Origin of the sequence: Pseudomonas sp. yb_2 (genome assembly GCF_043103905.1) — a bacterium.
Taxonomy (GTDB): Bacteria; Pseudomonadota; Gammaproteobacteria; order Pseudomonadales; family Pseudomonadaceae; genus Aquipseudomonas; species Aquipseudomonas alloputida.
Genome location: NZ_JBICKH010000068.1, coordinates 167,883 through 184,209, shown reverse-complemented (window position 1 = coordinate 184,209; position 16,327 = coordinate 167,883). Strand labels below are relative to the sequence as shown.

The following is a 16,327-nucleotide window of genomic DNA, read 5'->3' as shown; positions in this document are numbered from 1 at the left end:
CATGGGCGCACTCGCAAGCAATGTGCAGGTGGCGGTGATCGGTGCCGGCGCCATGGGCGCCGGTATCGCCCAGGTCGCGGCCCAGGCCGGCCACTCCGTCAAGCTCTACGACAACCGCCCGGGTGCTGCCGCCCAGGCGGTGACGGGTATCGATCGCCAACTCGCCCGGCTGGTGGACAAAGGAAAGTTACTGGCCGCTGAACGCGAAACGATCAATGCCCGCCTGTGCCCGGTCGATACACTCGAAGCCTTGGCAGATGCCGGCCTGGTGATTGAAGCCATCGTCGAAAACCTGCAGGTGAAGCAGGCGCTGTTCAGTCAGCTCGAAACCCTGTGCGCGGCCGACTGTATCCTTGCCAGCAATACTTCGTCACTGTCCATCACCAGCCTCGCCGCTGGCCTTGAACGCCCGCAGCACGTGGTCGGTATGCACTTCTTCAACCCGGCACCGCTGATGGCGCTTGTCGAGGTGGTGTCGGGCCTGGCAACCGACCCTGCAGTCGCCGCATGCATCTACGCCACTGCCCAGGCCTGGGGCAAGCAGCCGGTCCATGCGCGCTCTACACCGGGCTTCATCGTCAACCGGGTAGCGCGGCCGTTCTATGCCGAAAGCCTGCGCCTGCTGCAGGAAGGTGCCGCCGATTGCGCCAGCCTGGATGCGCTGATGCGTGACTCGGGTGGCTTCCGCATGGGGGCGTTCGAGCTGACCGACCTGATTGGCCATGACGTCAATTACGCTGTCACCTGTTCCGTATTCGATGCTTTCTATGGCGATTTCCGCTTCCAGCCTTCGCTGGTGCAGAAGGAACTGGTAGACGCCGGTCACCTGGGGCGCAAGACCGGCCAAGGCTTCTATCGCTATGCCGAAGGCGTCGAGCGCCCGCAGCCGGCCGAACTGCACAGCTCCGCCTGCGCAGAGGCCTGCGTTGTCGAGGGCAACCTGGGGGTGATGCAGCCGCTGGTCGAGCGCCTTTGCCAAAGCGGCATTGCCGTGACCCAGCGCGCCGGTAGTGGCCTGATCCAGGTGGGCGACGCCACCCTGGCCCTGTCCGACGGCCGCCTGGCCAGCCAACGTGCCCGTGAGGACGGGCTGCGCAACCTGGTGCTGCTCGACCTTGCGCTGGACTACAGCAGCGCCACGCGCATTGCCATCAGCTGGTCAGCGGATACCAGCGACAGCGCCCGTGACCAGGCCGTAGCCCTGCTGCAGCGTGCCGGCCTGAAAGTGACCGGTGTCGCCGACCTGCCCGGCCTGGTGGTACTGCGCACCGTGGCAATGCTTGCCAACGAGGCCGCCGATGCGGTGCTTCAGGGCGTCGGCAGCGCCGCCGACATCGACCTGGCCATGCGCGCCGGCGTCAATTACCCCTGCGGCCCGCTGGCCTGGGCGGCGAACATCGGTATTGCCCATACCCTGCGCGTGCTCGACAACCTGCAGTGCAGCTATGGCGAGAGCCGCTACCGCCCTTCCCTGTTGTTACGCCGCTGTGAAGCCAAAGGAGGCACCCTACATGACTGAAGAGCAACTGGCACAAGCCTGTGCCGACGCCATGTACGCCCGCGACCCGGCCACCCAGGGCCTGGGTATCAGCCTGCTGGATGCCGGCCCGGGCCGGGCCAGCCTGCGCATGGCGGTACGTGCCGACATGATCCAGGGGCATGGCACCTGCCATGGCGGTTTCCTGTTCGCGTTGGCCGATTCGGCGTTCGCCTTCGCCTGCAATAGCTACGACCAGGCCACGGTGGCGCTGGGCTGCACCATCGACTACCTGGCCCCGGCGCTGCGCGATGACGTGCTCACCGCCCACGCCAGCGAAGTCAGCCGCAAAGGCCGCACCGGCCTGTACGACGTGCGCATCGACAACCAGCGCGGTGAGCTGGTGGCGATGTTCCATGGCAAATCCTACAAAGTGCGCGGCACCGTGCTGGCGCAGGAGACGCAAGATGAATGAACCGACCCACGCCGATGCCTTGATCATCGACGCCGTGCGCACCCCCATTGGCCGCTATGCCGGGGCCCTGAGCAGCGTGCGCGCCGACGACCTGGCGGCCATCCCGCTCAAAGCCTTGATCCAGCGTCACCCCGAACTGGACTGGAAAGCCATTGATGACGTTATCTTCGGCTGTGCCAACCAGGCCGGCGAAGACAACCGCAACGTGGCCCACATGGCGAGCCTGCTGGCCGGGCTGCCACTCGAAGTACCAGGGACCACGATCAACCGCCTGTGCGGTTCCGGCCTGGATGCCATCGGCAATGCGGCACGTGCCCTGCGCTGTGGTGAAGCGGGGCTCATGCTGGCCGGCGGTGTGGAATCCATGTCGCGTGCGCCGTTTGTGATGGGTAAGTCGGAGCAGGCATTCGGGCGTGCGGCCGAGCTGTTCGACACCACGATCGGCTGGCGTTTCGTCAACCCGCTGATGATGGCCGCCTACGGCATTGATTCGATGCCGGAAACGGCCGAAAACGTGGCTGAACAGTTCGGCATCTCGCGCGCCGATCAGGATGCCTTTGCCCTGCGCAGCCAGCACAAGGCTGCAGCCGCTCAGGCCCGCGGCCGCCTGGCGCGGGAAATCGTGCCGGTCGAAATCCCGCAGCGTAAAGGTCCGTCCAAAGTGGTCGAGCATGACGAGCACCCGCGCGGCGACACCACGCTGGAGCAGTTGGCTCGGCTCGGCACGCCGTTTCGTGAAGGCGGCAGCGTAACGGCCGGTAATGCCTCCGGCGTGAATGACGGCGCTTGCGCCCTGCTGCTGGCCAGCAGCGCCGCGGCCCGCCGCCACGGCCTGAAGGCGCGCGGGCGCATCGTCGGCATGGCTGTGGCCGGGGTTGAGCCCAGGCTGATGGGCATCGGACCGGTGCCTGCGACCCGTAAGGTGCTGGCGCTCACCGGCCTGGCACTGGCTGACATGGATGTCATCGAACTCAACGAGGCCTTTGCCGCCCAGGGGCTGGCCGTGTTGCGCGAGCTGGGCCTGGCCGACGACGACCCGCGAGTCAACCGCAACGGCGGCGCCATCGCCCTGGGCCATCCCCTGGGCATGAGCGGTGCCCGGTTGGTGACCACTGCCTTGCACGAGCTTGAAGAAACGGCCGGCCGCTACGCCCTGTGCACCATGTGCATCGGCGTAGGCCAAGGCATTGCCATGATCATCGAGCGCCTCTGAGCGGTTCAGACCCTGCGCTTGTTACCGAACTGAACGCAGCCGTATATGCTGCCTCCATGACACTCACCGCGTGGCCTGCAACCGCTGGCGCGCGGCGTACAAGAACAATTCGAGTGAAGCCATGAACATGTACCATGATGCCGATCGTGCCCTGCTGGACCCGATGGAAACCGCCAGCGTCGATGCCCTGCGCCAGCACCAGCTGGAGCGTCTGCGCTGGAGCCTGAAGCACGCCTACGACAATGTGCCATTGTACCGCCAGCGCTTTGCCGAGTACGGCATCCACCCTGATGACCTCAAGTGCCTGGAAGACCTGGCGAAGTTCCCCTTCACCGGCAAGAACGACCTGCGCGACAACTACCCCTACGGCATGTTTGCCGTGCCCCAGGAAGAAGTGGTGCGCCTGCATGCCTCCAGTGGCACCACCGGAAAGCCGACGGTGGTCGGCTACACCCAGAACGATATCGACACCTGGGCCAATGTGGTTGCCCGTTCGATTCGTGCGGCCGGCGGGCGCAAAGGTGACAAGGTGCATGTGTCCTACGGCTACGGGCTGTTCACCGGCGGGCTCGGCGCGCACTACGGTGCCGAACGCCTGGGCTGCACCGTGATCCCCATGTCCGGTGGCCAGACCGAAAAGCAGGTGCAGCTGATTCGCGACTTCCACCCCGACATCATCATGGTCACCCCGTCCTACATGCTCAACCTGGCTGATGAAATCGAGCGCCAGGGCATCGACCCGCACGACCTCAAGCTGCGCCTGGGCATTTTTGGTGCCGAGCCGTGGACCGATGAGCTGCGCCGCTCGATTGAGCAGCGTATGGGCATCAATGCCCTCGATATCTACGGCCTTTCGGAAATCATGGGGCCCGGGGTGGCAATGGAGTGCATAGAGACCAAGGACGGCCCGACCATCTGGGAAGACCACTTCTATCCCGAAATCATCGACCCTGCCACCGGCGAAGTGCTGCCGGATGACCAACTGGGCGAGCTGGTATTCACCTCGCTGAGCAAGGAGGCATTGCCGATGGTGCGCTACCGCACCCGCGACCTCACCCGGCTGCTGCCAGGCACCGCTCGGCCGATGCGGCGGATCGGCAAGATCACCGGCCGCAGTGACGACATGCTGATCATTCGCGGGGTCAATGTGTTCCCGACTCAGATCGAGGAACAGGTGCTAAAAATAAAACAGCTTTCTGAGCTTTATGAGATTCATCTGTATCGCAATGGAAATCTGGACAGTGTCCAGGTGCACGTGGAGCTGCGTGCAGAGTGCCAGCACCTTGACGAGGGCCAGCGCAAGCTGGTTGTCGGGGAGTTGAGCAAGCAGATCAAGACTTACATCGGTATCAGCACCCAGGTGCACCTGCAGCCCTGCGGCACGCTCAAGCGCTCCGAGGGCAAGGCGTGCCACGTGTTCGACAGACGGTTGGCCAGCTGACACATTCGGCTGCCATTTCGGCCCCGGCATTGTCCGGGGCCTTTTTTTGCCTGCGTTCTGCCGGGCATACGCTGCAGCCCGACAGCCCTCTTGGCTGTAAACGTGATACACAAATCTTACTTGATACACATAAATGTGTTTGACGTTATGTTTTGTATCGCTTACAAATGACTCATGCCTTAGCAGGAGTCGCAGCACATGTACGCACAGCTAGTGGAAACCGGAGTCAAGCGCATCAAGTCGCTGGAAGAGATGTCCCCCGAGGAACGCAACTTCCAGGAAAAGATCGACGCCGAAATCAAGATCGAAGCCAAGAACTGGATGCCCGAGGCCTACCGCCAGACCCTCATCCGGCAGATCTCCCAGCACGCCCACTCTGAAATCGTCGGCATGCTGCCCGAAGGCAACTGGGTCACCCGTGCCCCCAGCCTCAAGCGCAAACTGCAGCTGATGGCCAAGATTCAGGACGAAGCCGGCCACGGCCTTTACCTGTACAGCGCCATGGAAACCCTGGGGGCTGACCGCGACGAAGAAATCGCCAAACTGCACAGCGGCAAGGCCAAGTACTCGAGCATCTTCAACTACCCCACCCTCAGCTGGGCCGACATGGGCGCTGTGGGCTGGCTGGTGGACGGCGCCGCCATCGTCAACCAGGTGGTACTGCAGCGCACCTCTTACGGCCCCTACTCCCGCGCGATGATCCGTATCTGCAAGGAAGAGAGCTTCCACCAGCGCCAGGGCTACGAAATGCTCCTGACCATGATGCGCCAGGGCACCCAAGCCCAGCGCGACATGGTTCAGGACGCCATCAACCGCCTGTGGTGGCCGGCGCTGATGATGTTCGGCCCGAGCGATGAACACTCGCCCAACAGCGCCCAGTCGATGGCCTGGAAGATCAAGCGCCAGACCAACGACGAACTGCGCCAGCGCTTCATCGACCAGACCGTGCCGCAGCTGGAACTGCTTGGCTGCACTGCGCCTGACCCTGAGCTGAAGTGGAACGCCGAGCGCGGCCACTACGACTTTGGCGAAATCCAGTGGGACGAGTTCTACGAAGTGATCAAGGGCAATGGCCCATGCAACCTGGAGCGTGTCGCCACCCGGCGCAAGGCCATCGAGGACGGCGCCTGGGTACGCGAGGCCGCAGTGGCCTATGCGCGCAAGCAACAGAACAAGAACGCCGCCTGAGCGGCGATAGATGCGGAGATCGAAAATGTCTGTCTGGACCCTCTACGAAGTGTTCGTGCGCAGCAAGCACGGCCTTAACCACAAACATGTCGGCAGCGTGCACGCCGCCGATGCCGCCATGGCCATCGAGAACGCCCGCGAGCTCTACACCCGCCGTAGCGAAGGTGTGAGCCTGTGGGTGGTGCCTTCGGCGCTGATCACCGCCTCCTCTCCCGACGAGAAAGACCCGCTGTTCGCCCCCTCGGACGACAAGGTCTATCGCCATGCCAGCTTCTACGAGCTGCCCGACGAAGTCGGACACATGTGAGGTGGGCCATGCATAAAGAAGCCCTTATCCCCTATCTGCTGTTGCTCGGCGACAGCGCCCTGGTCCAGGGCCAGCGCCTCTGTGAGTGGTGTGGCCGCGCCCCGGCCATCGAGGAAGAGCTGGCCCTGATGAACGTCGGTCTCGATCTGGTCGGCCAGGCCCGCAACTGGCTGGAGTATGCCGCCGAGCTGCTCGACGATGGCCGAGATGCCGATGCCCTGGCGTTCCGCCGTGACGAGCGCGCCTACCGCAACCTGCTGCTGGTCGAGCAACCCAACGGTGATTTTGCCGTGACCATGACCAAGCAGTTCCTTTACGACGCGTGGCACTTCGCCGTGCTCCAGGGGCTGGTCGAGTCCAGCGATGCGCGAATCGCGGGGATTGCCGCCAAGGCCCTGAAGGAAGTCACCTACCACCTGCGCCGGTCCAGCGAATGGGTACAACGTCTGGGCGGTGGTACCGATGCCAGCCGCCAGCGCATGCTCGCCGCCGTCCCGGCACTGTGGCGCTTCACCGTCGAACTCGCTGCTGGCAGCGACAACGAAGTCCGTCTGGCGGAATGCGGTATCGCCGCCGACCCAGCGACCGTCGGCGCCACCTGGCTGAAGCAGGTCGCCGCGACGTTTGCTTCGGTCGAACTGCCGCTGCCCAAGGCCGCCAGCCACTTCTACCTGGATGGCCGCAAAGGCCTGCACACCGAGCATCTGGGCCTGCTGCTGGCCGAAATGCAGTTCCTGCCAAGGGCCTACCCCGATGCAACCTGGTGAACTGATTGCCGGCGACCGCGGCGCACGGGCACAGCAAGGCGACGACGTGGCCCGTGCCTGGGCGGTATTGGGCCAGGTCATGGACCCTGAAGTGCCGGTGGTCAGCGTGGTCGACCTGGGGATCGTGCGCGATGTCGATTGGCGCGCCGGCCACCTGCACCTGGTGGTCACCCCGACCTACTCTGGCTGCCCGGCCACCGAAGTCATCGAAGGGGATATCCGCCAGGCGCTGGAACAGGCCGGCTTCAGCGCGCCAGAGCTGGAGCGCCGGCTGACCCCGGCCTGGAGCACCGACTGGATCACCGAACTGGGCCGCGAGCGCCTGCGCGCTTATGGCATTGCGCCGCCGCAAGGCAGCGCCAGCAAGCGCAGCCTGCTCGGCGAAGCCCCCCAGGTGTGCTGCCCGCAATGCGGCAGCGCCCATACCGAATTGCTCAGCCAGTTCGGCTCCACGGCCTGCAAGGCGCTGTACCGCTGCCGCGAGTGCCTGGAGCCATTCGACTATTTCAAATGCATTTGAGCCGTGGAGACCACCATGAGCCAGTTTCACAGCCTGACCATCAAGCAAGTGCGCAATGAGACCCGTGATGCGGTATCGATTGCCTTCGATGTGCCCGAGCACCTGCAGGACCAGTTCCGCTTCACTCAGGGCCAGTACCTGGTCATGCGTACCCAGCTGGACAACGAAGAAGTCCGCCGCTCCTACTCCATCTGCAGCGCCGTGCAGGACTGCGAGCTGCGCGTGGCCGTCAAGCGCGTGCCGGGCGGGCGCTTCTCGGCGTTTGCCAATGAAGTGCTCAAGGCCGGTCAGCAGCTGGAAGTGATGCCGCCATCGGGTAGCTTCTTCGTGCCTTTGGACCCGGCTCGCCAGGGCAACTATCTGGGGGTAGCTGCCGGCAGCGGCATCACCCCGATACTGTCGATCATCGCCACTACGCTGGCCAGCGAGCCGCACAGCCGTTTCACCTTGCTGTACGGCAACCGCTCCAGTTCGGGGGCGCTGTTCCGCGACAAGCTCGAAGACCTGAAAAACCGTTACCTCGACCGCTTGAACCTGATTTTCGTGTTCAGCCGCGAACAGCAGGACGTCGACCTGTACAACGGCCGCATCGACGCCGACAAATGCGGCCAGCTGTTTTCGCGCTGGCTGGACGTTGCCGGCCTGGACGCGGCGTTCATCTGCGGCCCGCAGGCGATGACCGAGACCGTGCGTGACAGCCTGCAGGCCAACGGCATGGCCAAGGAACGCATTCACTTCGAGCTGTTCGCCGCCGCCGGCAGCGAGGCCCGCCGCGAAGCCCGTGAGGCGGCACGCCAGGTGGATTCGGCGCTTAGCCATATCACCGTGATCAGCGACGGCCGGGCACTGAGCTTCGACCTGCCGCGCAACACCCAGAACGTGCTGGACGCCGGCAATGCCATCGGCGCCGAGCTGCCCTACTCGTGCAAGGCCGGCGTGTGCTCCACCTGCAAGTGCCGAGTGATCGAGGGCGAAGTGGAGATGGACAGCAACCATGCCCTCGAAGACTACGAAGTGGCGGCCGGGTATGTGCTGTCGTGCCAGACCTACCCGGTGAGTGACAAGGTGGTGCTGGACTTTGACCAGCTGTAGACCGAGTCGGCTGCTTCGCGGGTAAACCCGCTCCTACAGGGCCTTGGGGCAGCATCCTTACCTGCGAAGAGGGCCTAAGCAACAACGCAATACCCCGCGTGACCTCAACACAACAATTACAAAACCAAGAGATCGCTTGCCATGACACCCGAACGCATAGAAAGCATCGCCAACCACCCCGATTTCCAGCACCTGGTGCGGCGCAAGCGCCGCCTCAACGGCAGCCTGACCCTGGCCATGCTGGTGGTCTACTACGGCTTCGTCCTGCTGGTTGCGTTTTCGCCCAGCACCCTCGGCCAGTCCCTCAGCGGCGGCGTAACCACGGTCGGCATGCTGGTGGGCGTGTTGATGGTGCTGCTGTCCTTTGCCCTGACCGGCATCTATGTGCACCGCGCCAACAACGTGCTCGACCCGCTCAACGACAAGGTCAAGCAGGAGTGCGCACAATGAACTGGACAGCCATTTCGATGTTCATGGTGTTTGTCTGCTTCACCCTGCTGGTCACCCGCTGGGCTGCCCTGCGCACCCGCTCGGCCAGCGACTTCTACACCGCCGGCGGCGGCTTGAGCGGCATGCAGAACGGCCTGGCGATCGCGGGCGACATGATCAGTGCCGCTTCGTTCCTGGGCATTTCCGCGATGATGTTCATGAACGGCTATGACGGCTTGTTGTATGCCCTCGGTGTCCTGGCGGGCTGGCCGATCATCCTGTTCCTGATTGCCGAGCGCCTGCGTAACCTGGGTAAGTACACCTTTGCCGACGTGGTCAGCTACCGGTTGGCGCAAACCCCAGTGCGCTTGACCTCGGCTTTCGGCACCCTGGTGGTGGCGCTGATGTACCTGGTGGCGCAAATGGTCGGCGCTGGCAAGCTGATCGAGCTGCTGTTCGGCATCAGCTACCTGTACGCCGTGATGCTGGTCGGGGTGCTGATGGTTTCCTATGTCACCTTCGGTGGCATGCTCGCCACCACCTGGGTGCAGATCATCAAGGCGGTAATGCTGCTATCAGGCACCAGTTTCATGGCCTTCATGGTGCTCAAGCACTTCGGCTTCAGCACCGAGGCCATGTTTGCCAGTGCGGTGGCCGTGCATGCCAAGGGCCAGGCGATCATGGCCCCAGGCGGCTTGTTGTCCAACCCGGTGGACGCCATTTCCCTCGGTTTGGGCATGATGTTCGGTACCGCTGGCCTGCCGCATATCCTGATGCGCTTCTTCACAGTCAGTGATGCCAAGGAAGCACGCAAGAGCGTGTTCTACGCCACCGGTTTCATTGGTTACTTCTACCTGTTGCTGATCGTTGTCGGCTTTGGCGCCATTGTCATGGTCGGCACCGAGCCGTCCTACCGCGACGCCACTGGCGCCATCATCGGTGGCGGCAACATGGTCGCCGTGCACCTGGCCCAGGCCGTGGGTGGCAACCTGTTCCTCGGCTTCATCTCAGCCGTCGCCTTCGCCACCATTCTGGCTGTGGTCGCTGGCCTTGCGCTGTCCGGGGCATCGGCGGTGTCCCACGACCTGTATGCCTGCGTGATGCGCAAAGGCAAGGCTACCGAGCAAGAGGAAATGCGCGTGTCACGCATAGCCACGCTGGTCATCGGCCTGCTGGCGGTGATCCTGGGCCTGATGTTCGAGTCGCAGAACATTGCCTTCCTCTCCGGCCTGGTGCTGGCGGTGGCCGCTTCGGTCAACTTCCCGGTGCTGCTCCTTTCCATGTTCTGGAAAGGCCTGACCACCCGCGGCGCGGTGTGCGGCAGCATGGCCGGGCTGGTCTCGGCGGTGCTGTTGGTGGTGCTGGGCCCGGCGGTGTGGGTCAACGTGCTGCACAACGAAACGGCGCTGTTCCCCTACAGCAACCCTGCGCTGTTCTCCATGAGCCTGGCCTTCCTCAGTGCCTGGGTGTTCTCGGTTACCGATACCTCCGAACGTGCCGTTGAAGAACGTGGTCGCTACCTGGGCCAGTTCATCCGCTCCATGACCGGTATCGGCGCGGCTGGCGCCAGCAAACACTGACTTCAAGGACGAACAGACATGTCGGGTAAAACAACAACAATGAACCGCACACACTTCCTGTCAGCCGCCTGGCTGGCCACCGTTGCCCTGCCGATGCCCGCGCTGGCCGACTTCATCGGCGACAGCCATGCACGCCTGGAGCTGCGCAACCACTACATCAACCGTGATTTCCGCCAGAGCAACGCCCCGCAGGCCAAGGCCGAGGAATGGGGCCAAGGCTTTACCGCCAAGCTCGAATCGGGCTTTACCGAGGGCCCGGTCGGCTTTGGCGTGGATGCCCTGGGCCAGTTGGGCATCAAGCTCGACTCCAGCCGCGACCGTCGCAACACCGGCCTGCTGCCTTTTGGCCCGAACAGTCACGAACCGGTCGACGACTACAGCGAGCTGGGCCTGACCGGCAAGGTACGTGTGTCCAAGAGCACCTTGCGGCTGGGCACCTTGCAGCCGATCCTGCCGGTGGTGGTGTACAACGACACCCGCCTACTGGCGTCCACCTTCCAGGGTGGCCTGCTCACCAGTCAGGACCTCGATGGCCTCACCTTCAATGCCGGACGCCTGACCAAGGCCAACCTGCGTGACTCCTCTGGCCGCGACGACATCGGCTATGGCGCTGCCAGCAGTGACCACTTGGACTTTGGTGGTGGCAGCTACGCCATCACCCCGCAAACCACGGTCAGCTATTACTACGCCAAGCTCCAGGACATCTACCGTCAGCAGTTCGTCGGGCTGATCGACACCCGCCCACTGGCAGAAGGTGTGAGCCTGCGCAGTGACCTGCGCTACTTCGACAGCCGCAATGACGGTGCCGAGCGTGCCGGCAACATCGACAACCGTAACTTCAACGCCATGTTCACCCTGGGCGTGCGGGCGCACAAGTTCACCGCCACCTGGCAGCAGATGTCCGGTGACAGCGCCTTCCCGTTCGTCAACGGCGGCGACCCGTTCACCGTCAACCTGGTCACCTACAACACCTTCACCCGCGCCGGGCTGGACGCTTGGCAAGTGCGCTACGACTACGACTTCGTTGCCATGGGCATCCCCGGCCTGAGTTTCATGACCCGCTATACCGACGGTCGCCACGCGGAAACTGCCACCGTGACCAATGGCCGTGAGCGCGAGCGCGACACCGACATCACGTATGTCATCCAGAGTGGCCCGTTCAAGGACGTCAGCCTGCGCTGGCGCAGTGTCACCTTCCGCTCCGGCAACGGCCTGACCAACGCCGTGGACGAAAACCGCCTGATCATCGGCTACACCCTGGCGCTGTGGTAACAGCGCCCCCCACTTTTTGAACAGCATGGAGAACAGCATGTCTGCCGCCCCTACTCTGCAAAGTTTCATCGCCGGCCGTTGGCTAGGCCAGCACGGCGCCCAGGCCTTGCGCAGCGCCCTCGACGGCCACGTACTGGCCTACAGCCATGAAGAGCGCCCGGACTTCGCCGAAGCTGTGGACTACGCGCGTGCACGCGGCCTTGCTTCGCTGATGGGCATGGATTTCCAACAACGTGCCCAACGCCTCAAAGCCCTGGCCCTGTACCTGGCCGAATGCAAGGAGCAGCTCTACGCCCTGTCGCACCACAGCGGCGCCACCCGGGCTGACAGCTGGATCGACATCGAAGGCGGCAACGCCACGCTGTTCTCCTATGCCGGTATCGGCAGCCGCGAGCTGCCGTCGGGTAACCTGGTGCACGAGGGCCCAGCCATACCGTTGGGCAAGCAAGGCCATTTCGCCGGTAGTCATATCCTGGTGCCACGGGCAGGCGTTGCGGTGCACATCAACGCGTTCAACTTCCCCATCTGGGGCATGCTGGAAAAGTTTGCCCCGACGTTCCTCGCCGGTATGCCCTGCATCGTCAAGCCGGCGACCTCGACCAGCTATTTGACCGAGGCCGTGGTACGCCTGATGAATGCCTCTGGCCTGCTACCCGAAGGCAGCCTGCAGCTGGTTATCGGCAGCACCGGCGACCTGCTCGACCGCCTGCAGGGGCAGGACGTGGTGACCTTCACCGGCTCCGCCGACACTGCCGCGAAACTGCGCGTGACGCCCAACCTGATTCGCAACTCGGTGCCGTTCACCGCCGAGGCCGACTCGCTCAACTGCGCCATCCTCGGCCCGGACGTGAGTCCGGACAGCGAAGAGTTTGACCTGTACATCAAGGAAGTGGTGCGTGAAATGACCACTAAAGCCGGGCAGAAGTGCACCGCCATACGCCGTGCGATCGTCCCGGCCAGGCACCTGGATGCCGTTGCCACCCGCCTGCGCGAGCGCCTGAGCAAGGTCGTGGTTGGCGACCCGTCGCTTGAAGGTGTGCGCATGGGCGCCCTGGCCTCCCATGACCAGCAGCGCGATGTCGGCGAGCGGGTGCGCAGCCTGCTGCAGAGTTGTGACCAGCTGTTCGGCGCCAGCGATGGCTTTGCCCCGCGGGGCGAAGGCGTGGCTGAAGGCGCGTTCTTTGCGCCAACCTTGTTGCAGGCCCGCGATCCGCATGCCGAGGGCGGCGCCCACGATATCGAAGCGTTCGGCCCGGTCAGTACGCTGATGGCCTATGACGACCTCGACGAAGCCTTGGCACTGGCTGCCCGTGGCAAAGGCAGCCTGGTGGCGACCCTGGTCACCGCCGACCGCAGCGTGGCCGCCAAGGCTATCCCGGTGGCTGCTGCCTGGCATGGCCGGCTGCTGGTGCTCGATAGCCAGGCTGCCAAGGAGTCCACCGGTCACGGCTCGCCGCTGCCGCAGCTCAAGCACGGTGGCCCGGGCCGCGCCGGCGGTGGTGAAGAGCTGGGAGGCCTGCGTGCGGTGAAGCACTACCTGCAGCGCGCTGCAGTACAAGGCTCGCCGAGCATGCTCACGGCGGTCACCGGCGAGTACGTGCGCGGCGGCGAAGTGATCGAAACCGAAGTACACCCGTTCCGTCGCTACTTCGAGCAGCTGCGTGTCGGCGAGTCGCTGCTCACCCATCGCCGCACCGTGACAGAAGCTGACTTGGTCAATTTCGGCTGCCTGTCAGGCGACCATTTCTACATGCACTTCGACGAAATCGCCGCCAAGGCGTCCCAGTTCGGTAAACGCATTGCCCACGGTTACTTCGTACTGTCGGCAGCGGCCGGGCTGTTCGTGTCGCCCGGCGCCGGACCGGTATTGGCCAACTATGGGCTGGACACCCTGCGCTTCATCAACCCGGTGGGCATTGGCGATACCATCCAGGCGCGCCTGACCTGCAAGCGCAAGATCGACCAGGGCAAGACCAGCCCGCTGGGGCAGCCGCAGGGGGTGGTGGCGTGGGATGTGGAAGTAACCAATCAGCTGGGTGAATTGGTGGCCAGCTATGACATCCTGACCTTGGTGCTGAAAAAACCAGCATGATGTGTAGAAGCCACTGGCCTCTTCTCGGGCAAGCCGTCTCTGACCGGCACTGCACAGCTCCCTCGTAGGAGCGGGTTCACCCGCGAAGAGGCCGGTAGGTGCTCAAGGCACTTGGGATCGATGCACGTACCTGGCTGCAGTGAAGAATTCAGGCATCTGAAACCGTTGGTCAGCGACTGCCAATGCTCAGTGGACCTCTGGCGTGCACCTGTCGCTCTTAATTCATAAGGATCATGAACGAGGACTGCACCATGAATTCCCTACTGCGAATGGGTGGCGGCAATGTTGAAGATGACTGGCCGGAGCTAGAGCCGGATCGACGCAATGATCGGGCAGACGACCCGGATACCGACCCTAATGTGACTGATGATGAGGAAAATCGTCCCGGCGTCCCGGCCAGCGACCCTGAGTCTGGCGCTTGACACTAGGAGTGTCAGCGTACACTGCAGGAGCGGGCACGTCCGTTCCTGCAGTTTCTTTTACCGGTTGCAGGCGAGCTGTTAAACCATCGCCGCCGGATCGCCCACCGACTGGTTGGGCTTGCTCCCCGAAATCCGCCAGCTCACGGCGGTAATGCCGTAACGCTCGGCCATCGGCCGACTGACCTTCCTGATTTTCTCGCGACCGAACTTGGGAATGATGCCAATGCCCGCATCACAACTTGCCCAATGCCAGGCCTCGGCATTGTCCAGGCGTTCCAGGCGGATGATGAAACTGCGCGGTTGGTCATGCAGTTTGTAATCGATTATGTACAGCTGTGGGCTAGGCATCGCAGGGGGCCTCCTCTTCTCCATGGATGACATTTTGATTGATCGGGCGGTGGCCAGAAGATTCAAAATTTTGTCTAACAAAATGTCATGGCGCGATTCCGGGGCGGCTACCCCGAAATCGCTGCTGGGCACCTATGGGGAGCTGTCGTTCAGCGAAAGCCCCCTCACTGGTTGCGGCCTGCGCCGTGGCTATTGCGCCCTCCCTTGCGACCGGCTTCCGATGCCCGTTGGCGGTCGTTGGCAAAGTTGCCGCCAGATGCCTGGCCACCCTTGTGGCCAGCGCGCGATGCCCTCTCGCGGTCATTGGCAAAGTTACCTGAGTTGGTTTCCTTGGTGCCGCCGCGCTGGCGGGTTCGCTCTTGGTCCTGCGCCATGTCGTTTCTCCTTGCGATGGATTGGCTGATCGCATGAATCGATGCCATGCCTAGCTTCCGAGCCCCCGATCGGTCGCTGTGCTCAATGGTTTTACAATCAGCTGACCGGTGGCACTAAAAACAGGCAGGCAGGCTCTTTGCGTGCTGGAAGTGACCGTTCGTCAGCTTCAACGCAACGTTTATTGCCAGCCAGGGCCGAAACTTCATGCAATGAAGGAATTGCCCAGGAGCCTGAATGAAGCCAGTCAAGCATCGCGCCACAATCATTTGCCGGCATGGCAAGCAGCGCCACAAATGGTTGTGGGTAAGAAAGCCCAACGCGCCCTGGACCCTTCCAGGCGGCAAGATCGAGCCCGGCGAGACACCTATGCAGGCCGCCGAGCGGGAGTTGCTTGAAGAGACTGGGCTAAAGGCTGAATCGCTGATTTTGTTGATGCGCCACGAAACGCCAGAGCGGATGCATTACGTGTTCGCAGCGGAGTTTGCCGACGCACCGCAGCCCAAGGCCCGGCATGAGATCTCCGACTGCCGCTTTGCCCACCTGGACCAGGTGGCTGTGGTGAAGGGCGAGATCAAGGCCCTGATCCGCTCCTTGCTGGCTTGTGACGCGAGCACTGCGGCGTCCGTTCGGTAAGCTAGGCGTGCACACTCCACTGCGTTGCGTCTGACGCGATCGGCATCTCGTCGATTTCATGGATCATCCCGTTTTCCAGCGCCTCCCGCGGCGCCAGTATCCTTGGATAGGCCATTAGATAACGCGGTACATCCAAAACCTCGGCCGCGCCTTTCGTGCGCTCCGCCACGATCTGCGCATACAGGCGCAGGTCGTAATCCAGGCTCATCGCATACTCGGACATCCGCGAATGGTCCACCGAACCATGCAAGGTCCAATGAAACGGGTGGAAAAGAAACTTGCTGAAACTGCAAGCCGTGCGTCGCTCTCCGGCAAGGAAGAGGATATTGCCCATGGATTCCACCGTGCCCAGGTTGTGGGTATGCACCTCCACGGGTAATGCCCGCAGAAAGTTGTACAGGGTAAACCCATAGCTGCATTCGCCGCCCATGGTGGCGATGTTCAGTTGCAGAAGCTCGGCACCCTGTTGCAATGCCCGCGAGCAGGTCGTGATCAGGTTGCCGCAGGTTGACGAATTGATCGGTCCGGTGAAGTGGATGATATGTCTGGCCATGCTTGCCTCCACGGGTGGCAGGTCATTGCTTGATCTTTTGCCCATCGTCGCCCAACCCGGCCCTCTGGCGGTGGGCGAAACGCTCGAATGTCATCCTGGCACCCTTCCATGAAACGGGTATGCGGTGGAGACGCCAACTGCCG

Annotated in this window: 17 protein-coding genes and 1 pseudogene; 15 read left to right on the top strand and 3 right to left on the bottom strand. The window is 63.1% G+C overall.

What is annotated here, in order from left to right:
* The first annotated feature begins 1 nt into the window (after position 1).
* The 14 genes and pseudogenes from paaH to ACF8FB_RS17630 all read left to right on the top strand — a co-directional run bounded on the left by paaH (position 2) and on the right by ACF8FB_RS17630 (position 14,275).
* Positions 2 to 1,519, top strand: a complete 1,518-nt coding sequence (gene paaH, locus ACF8FB_RS17695) for a 3-hydroxyacyl-CoA dehydrogenase PaaH (protein WP_392510038.1) — start codon at positions 2 to 4, stop codon at positions 1,517 to 1,519.
* Positions 1,512 to 1,952 (top strand): hydroxyphenylacetyl-CoA thioesterase PaaI, encoded by a 441-nt coding sequence (gene paaI, locus ACF8FB_RS17690; protein WP_010954160.1) that lies wholly within the window; start codon positions 1,512 to 1,514, stop codon positions 1,950 to 1,952. Before paaH ends, paaI begins: the two co-directional genes overlap by 8 nt.
* Positions 1,945 to 3,165 (top strand): 3-oxoadipyl-CoA thiolase, encoded by a 1,221-nt coding sequence (pcaF, locus tag ACF8FB_RS17685; RefSeq protein WP_392510037.1) that lies wholly within the window; start codon positions 1,945 to 1,947, stop codon positions 3,163 to 3,165. The genes paaI and pcaF overlap by 8 nt, the downstream gene beginning before the upstream one ends.
* 121 nt (positions 3,166 to 3,286) lie before the next feature.
* The gene (gene paaK, locus ACF8FB_RS17680; protein WP_392511611.1) at positions 3,287 to 4,606 is read left to right on the top strand and encodes a phenylacetate--CoA ligase PaaK; all 1,320 of its coding nucleotides are present in this window, start codon (positions 3,287 to 3,289) and stop codon (positions 4,604 to 4,606) included.
* A gap of 198 nt (positions 4,607 to 4,804) precedes the next feature.
* Positions 4,805 to 5,794 (top strand): 1,2-phenylacetyl-CoA epoxidase subunit PaaA, encoded by a 990-nt coding sequence (paaA, locus tag ACF8FB_RS17675; protein ID WP_010954157.1) that lies wholly within the window; start codon positions 4,805 to 4,807, stop codon positions 5,792 to 5,794.
* Positions 5,795 to 5,819: 25 nt separating this feature from the next.
* Entirely contained in the window at positions 5,820 to 6,101 is a 282-nt protein-coding gene (gene paaB / locus ACF8FB_RS17670) for a 1,2-phenylacetyl-CoA epoxidase subunit PaaB (RefSeq protein WP_004374528.1), read from the top strand.
* 8 nt (positions 6,102 to 6,109) lie between these two features.
* Entirely contained in the window at positions 6,110 to 6,868 is a 759-nt protein-coding gene (paaC, locus tag ACF8FB_RS17665) for a 1,2-phenylacetyl-CoA epoxidase subunit PaaC (protein WP_010954156.1), read from the top strand.
* Positions 6,855 to 7,388, top strand: a complete 534-nt coding sequence (paaD, locus tag ACF8FB_RS17660) for a 1,2-phenylacetyl-CoA epoxidase subunit PaaD (protein WP_010954155.1) — start codon at positions 6,855 to 6,857, stop codon at positions 7,386 to 7,388. Before paaC ends, paaD begins: the two co-directional genes overlap by 14 nt.
* 15 nt (positions 7,389 to 7,403) lie before the next feature.
* Positions 7,404 to 8,480 (top strand): 1,2-phenylacetyl-CoA epoxidase subunit PaaE, encoded by a 1,077-nt coding sequence (paaE, locus tag ACF8FB_RS17655; protein ID WP_392511610.1) that lies wholly within the window; start codon positions 7,404 to 7,406, stop codon positions 8,478 to 8,480.
* A 141-nt stretch (positions 8,481 to 8,621) separates the two neighbouring features.
* The gene (locus ACF8FB_RS17650; RefSeq protein ID WP_004374508.1) at positions 8,622 to 8,930 is read left to right on the top strand and encodes a DUF485 domain-containing protein; all 309 of its coding nucleotides are present in this window, start codon (positions 8,622 to 8,624) and stop codon (positions 8,928 to 8,930) included.
* Positions 8,921 to 10,489, top strand: a pseudogene (locus ACF8FB_RS17645) (cation acetate symporter); the annotation flags it as partial. The gene ACF8FB_RS17650 and the pseudogene ACF8FB_RS17645, both read left to right, overlap by 10 nt.
* A 39-nt stretch (positions 10,490 to 10,528) precedes the next feature.
* On the top strand, positions 10,529 to 11,761 hold the full coding sequence (locus ACF8FB_RS17640; protein ID WP_392511609.1) for an OprD family porin: 1,233 nt from the start codon (positions 10,529 to 10,531) through the stop codon (positions 11,759 to 11,761).
* A 37-nt stretch (positions 11,762 to 11,798) separates the two neighbouring features.
* Entirely contained in the window at positions 11,799 to 13,853 is a 2,055-nt protein-coding gene (paaZ, locus tag ACF8FB_RS17635; RefSeq protein ID WP_010954151.1) for a phenylacetic acid degradation bifunctional protein PaaZ, read from the top strand.
* Positions 13,854 to 14,104: 251 nt separating this feature from the next.
* Positions 14,105 to 14,275 (top strand): hypothetical protein, encoded by a 171-nt coding sequence (locus ACF8FB_RS17630; protein ID WP_061405658.1) that lies wholly within the window; start codon positions 14,105 to 14,107, stop codon positions 14,273 to 14,275.
* 78 nt (positions 14,276 to 14,353) lie between these two features.
* Here the strand turns inward: ACF8FB_RS17630 and ACF8FB_RS17625 are convergent, their stop codons facing one another.
* Together ACF8FB_RS17625 and ACF8FB_RS17620 are read right to left on the bottom strand one after the other, a co-directional pair.
* Positions 14,354 to 14,623, bottom strand: coding sequence for a DUF6555 family protein (locus tag ACF8FB_RS17625; protein ID WP_004374494.1), 270 nt, complete (start codon positions 14,621 to 14,623; stop codon positions 14,354 to 14,356).
* Between the two features lie 164 nt (positions 14,624 to 14,787).
* Positions 14,788 to 14,997 carry a general stress protein gene (locus ACF8FB_RS17620; RefSeq protein ID WP_049587877.1) on the bottom strand — a complete coding sequence of 70 codons (210 nt, stop codon included), beginning with the start codon at positions 14,995 to 14,997 and terminating at the stop codon, positions 14,788 to 14,790.
* Positions 14,998 to 15,232: 235 nt separating this feature from the next.
* Here ACF8FB_RS17620 and ACF8FB_RS17615 point away from each other — a divergent pair, with 235 nt between their 5' ends.
* Positions 15,233 to 15,631, top strand: coding sequence for an NUDIX hydrolase (locus tag ACF8FB_RS17615; protein ID WP_010954149.1), 399 nt, complete (start codon positions 15,233 to 15,235; stop codon positions 15,629 to 15,631).
* A gap of 1 nt (position 15,632) precedes the next feature.
* Here the strand turns inward: ACF8FB_RS17615 and ACF8FB_RS17610 are convergent, their stop codons facing one another.
* Positions 15,633 to 16,184, bottom strand: coding sequence for an ATP-dependent Clp protease proteolytic subunit (locus ACF8FB_RS17610; protein WP_049587879.1), 552 nt, complete (start codon positions 16,182 to 16,184; stop codon positions 15,633 to 15,635).
* Between the last annotated feature and the right edge of the window lie 143 nt (positions 16,185 to 16,327).

What these genes read in the sequence shown, in the direction of transcription:
- paaH (WP_392510038.1), top strand. Translation starts at nt 2, where the DNA reads ATGGGCGCACTCGCAAGCAATGTGCAGGTGGCGGTGATCGGTGCCGGC.
- paaI (WP_010954160.1), top strand. Translation starts at nt 1,512, where the DNA reads ATGACTGAAGAGCAACTGGCACAAGCCTGTGCCGACGCCATGTACGCC.
- pcaF (WP_392510037.1), top strand. Translation starts at nt 1,945, where the DNA reads ATGAATGAACCGACCCACGCCGATGCCTTGATCATCGACGCCGTGCGC.
- paaK (WP_392511611.1), top strand. Translation starts at nt 3,287, where the DNA reads ATGAACATGTACCATGATGCCGATCGTGCCCTGCTGGACCCGATGGAA.
- paaA (WP_010954157.1), top strand. Translation starts at nt 4,805, where the DNA reads ATGTACGCACAGCTAGTGGAAACCGGAGTCAAGCGCATCAAGTCGCTG.
- paaB (WP_004374528.1), top strand. Translation starts at nt 5,820, where the DNA reads ATGTCTGTCTGGACCCTCTACGAAGTGTTCGTGCGCAGCAAGCACGGC.
- paaC (WP_010954156.1), top strand. Translation starts at nt 6,110, where the DNA reads ATGCATAAAGAAGCCCTTATCCCCTATCTGCTGTTGCTCGGCGACAGC.
- paaD (WP_010954155.1), top strand. Translation starts at nt 6,855, where the DNA reads ATGCAACCTGGTGAACTGATTGCCGGCGACCGCGGCGCACGGGCACAG.
- paaE (WP_392511610.1), top strand. Translation starts at nt 7,404, where the DNA reads ATGAGCCAGTTTCACAGCCTGACCATCAAGCAAGTGCGCAATGAGACC.
- ACF8FB_RS17650 (WP_004374508.1), top strand. Translation starts at nt 8,622, where the DNA reads ATGACACCCGAACGCATAGAAAGCATCGCCAACCACCCCGATTTCCAG.
- ACF8FB_RS17640 (WP_392511609.1), top strand. Translation starts at nt 10,529, where the DNA reads ATGAACCGCACACACTTCCTGTCAGCCGCCTGGCTGGCCACCGTTGCC.
- paaZ (WP_010954151.1), top strand. Translation starts at nt 11,799, where the DNA reads ATGTCTGCCGCCCCTACTCTGCAAAGTTTCATCGCCGGCCGTTGGCTA.
- ACF8FB_RS17630 (WP_061405658.1), top strand. Translation starts at nt 14,105, where the DNA reads ATGAATTCCCTACTGCGAATGGGTGGCGGCAATGTTGAAGATGACTGG.
- ACF8FB_RS17625 (WP_004374494.1), bottom strand. Translation starts at nt 14,623, where the DNA reads ATGCCTAGCCCACAGCTGTACATAATCGATTACAAACTGCATGACCAA.
- ACF8FB_RS17620 (WP_049587877.1), bottom strand. Translation starts at nt 14,997, where the DNA reads ATGGCGCAGGACCAAGAGCGAACCCGCCAGCGCGGCGGCACCAAGGAA.
- ACF8FB_RS17615 (WP_010954149.1), top strand. Translation starts at nt 15,233, where the DNA reads ATGAAGCCAGTCAAGCATCGCGCCACAATCATTTGCCGGCATGGCAAG.
- ACF8FB_RS17610 (WP_049587879.1), bottom strand. Translation starts at nt 16,184, where the DNA reads ATGGCCAGACATATCATCCACTTCACCGGACCGATCAATTCGTCAACC.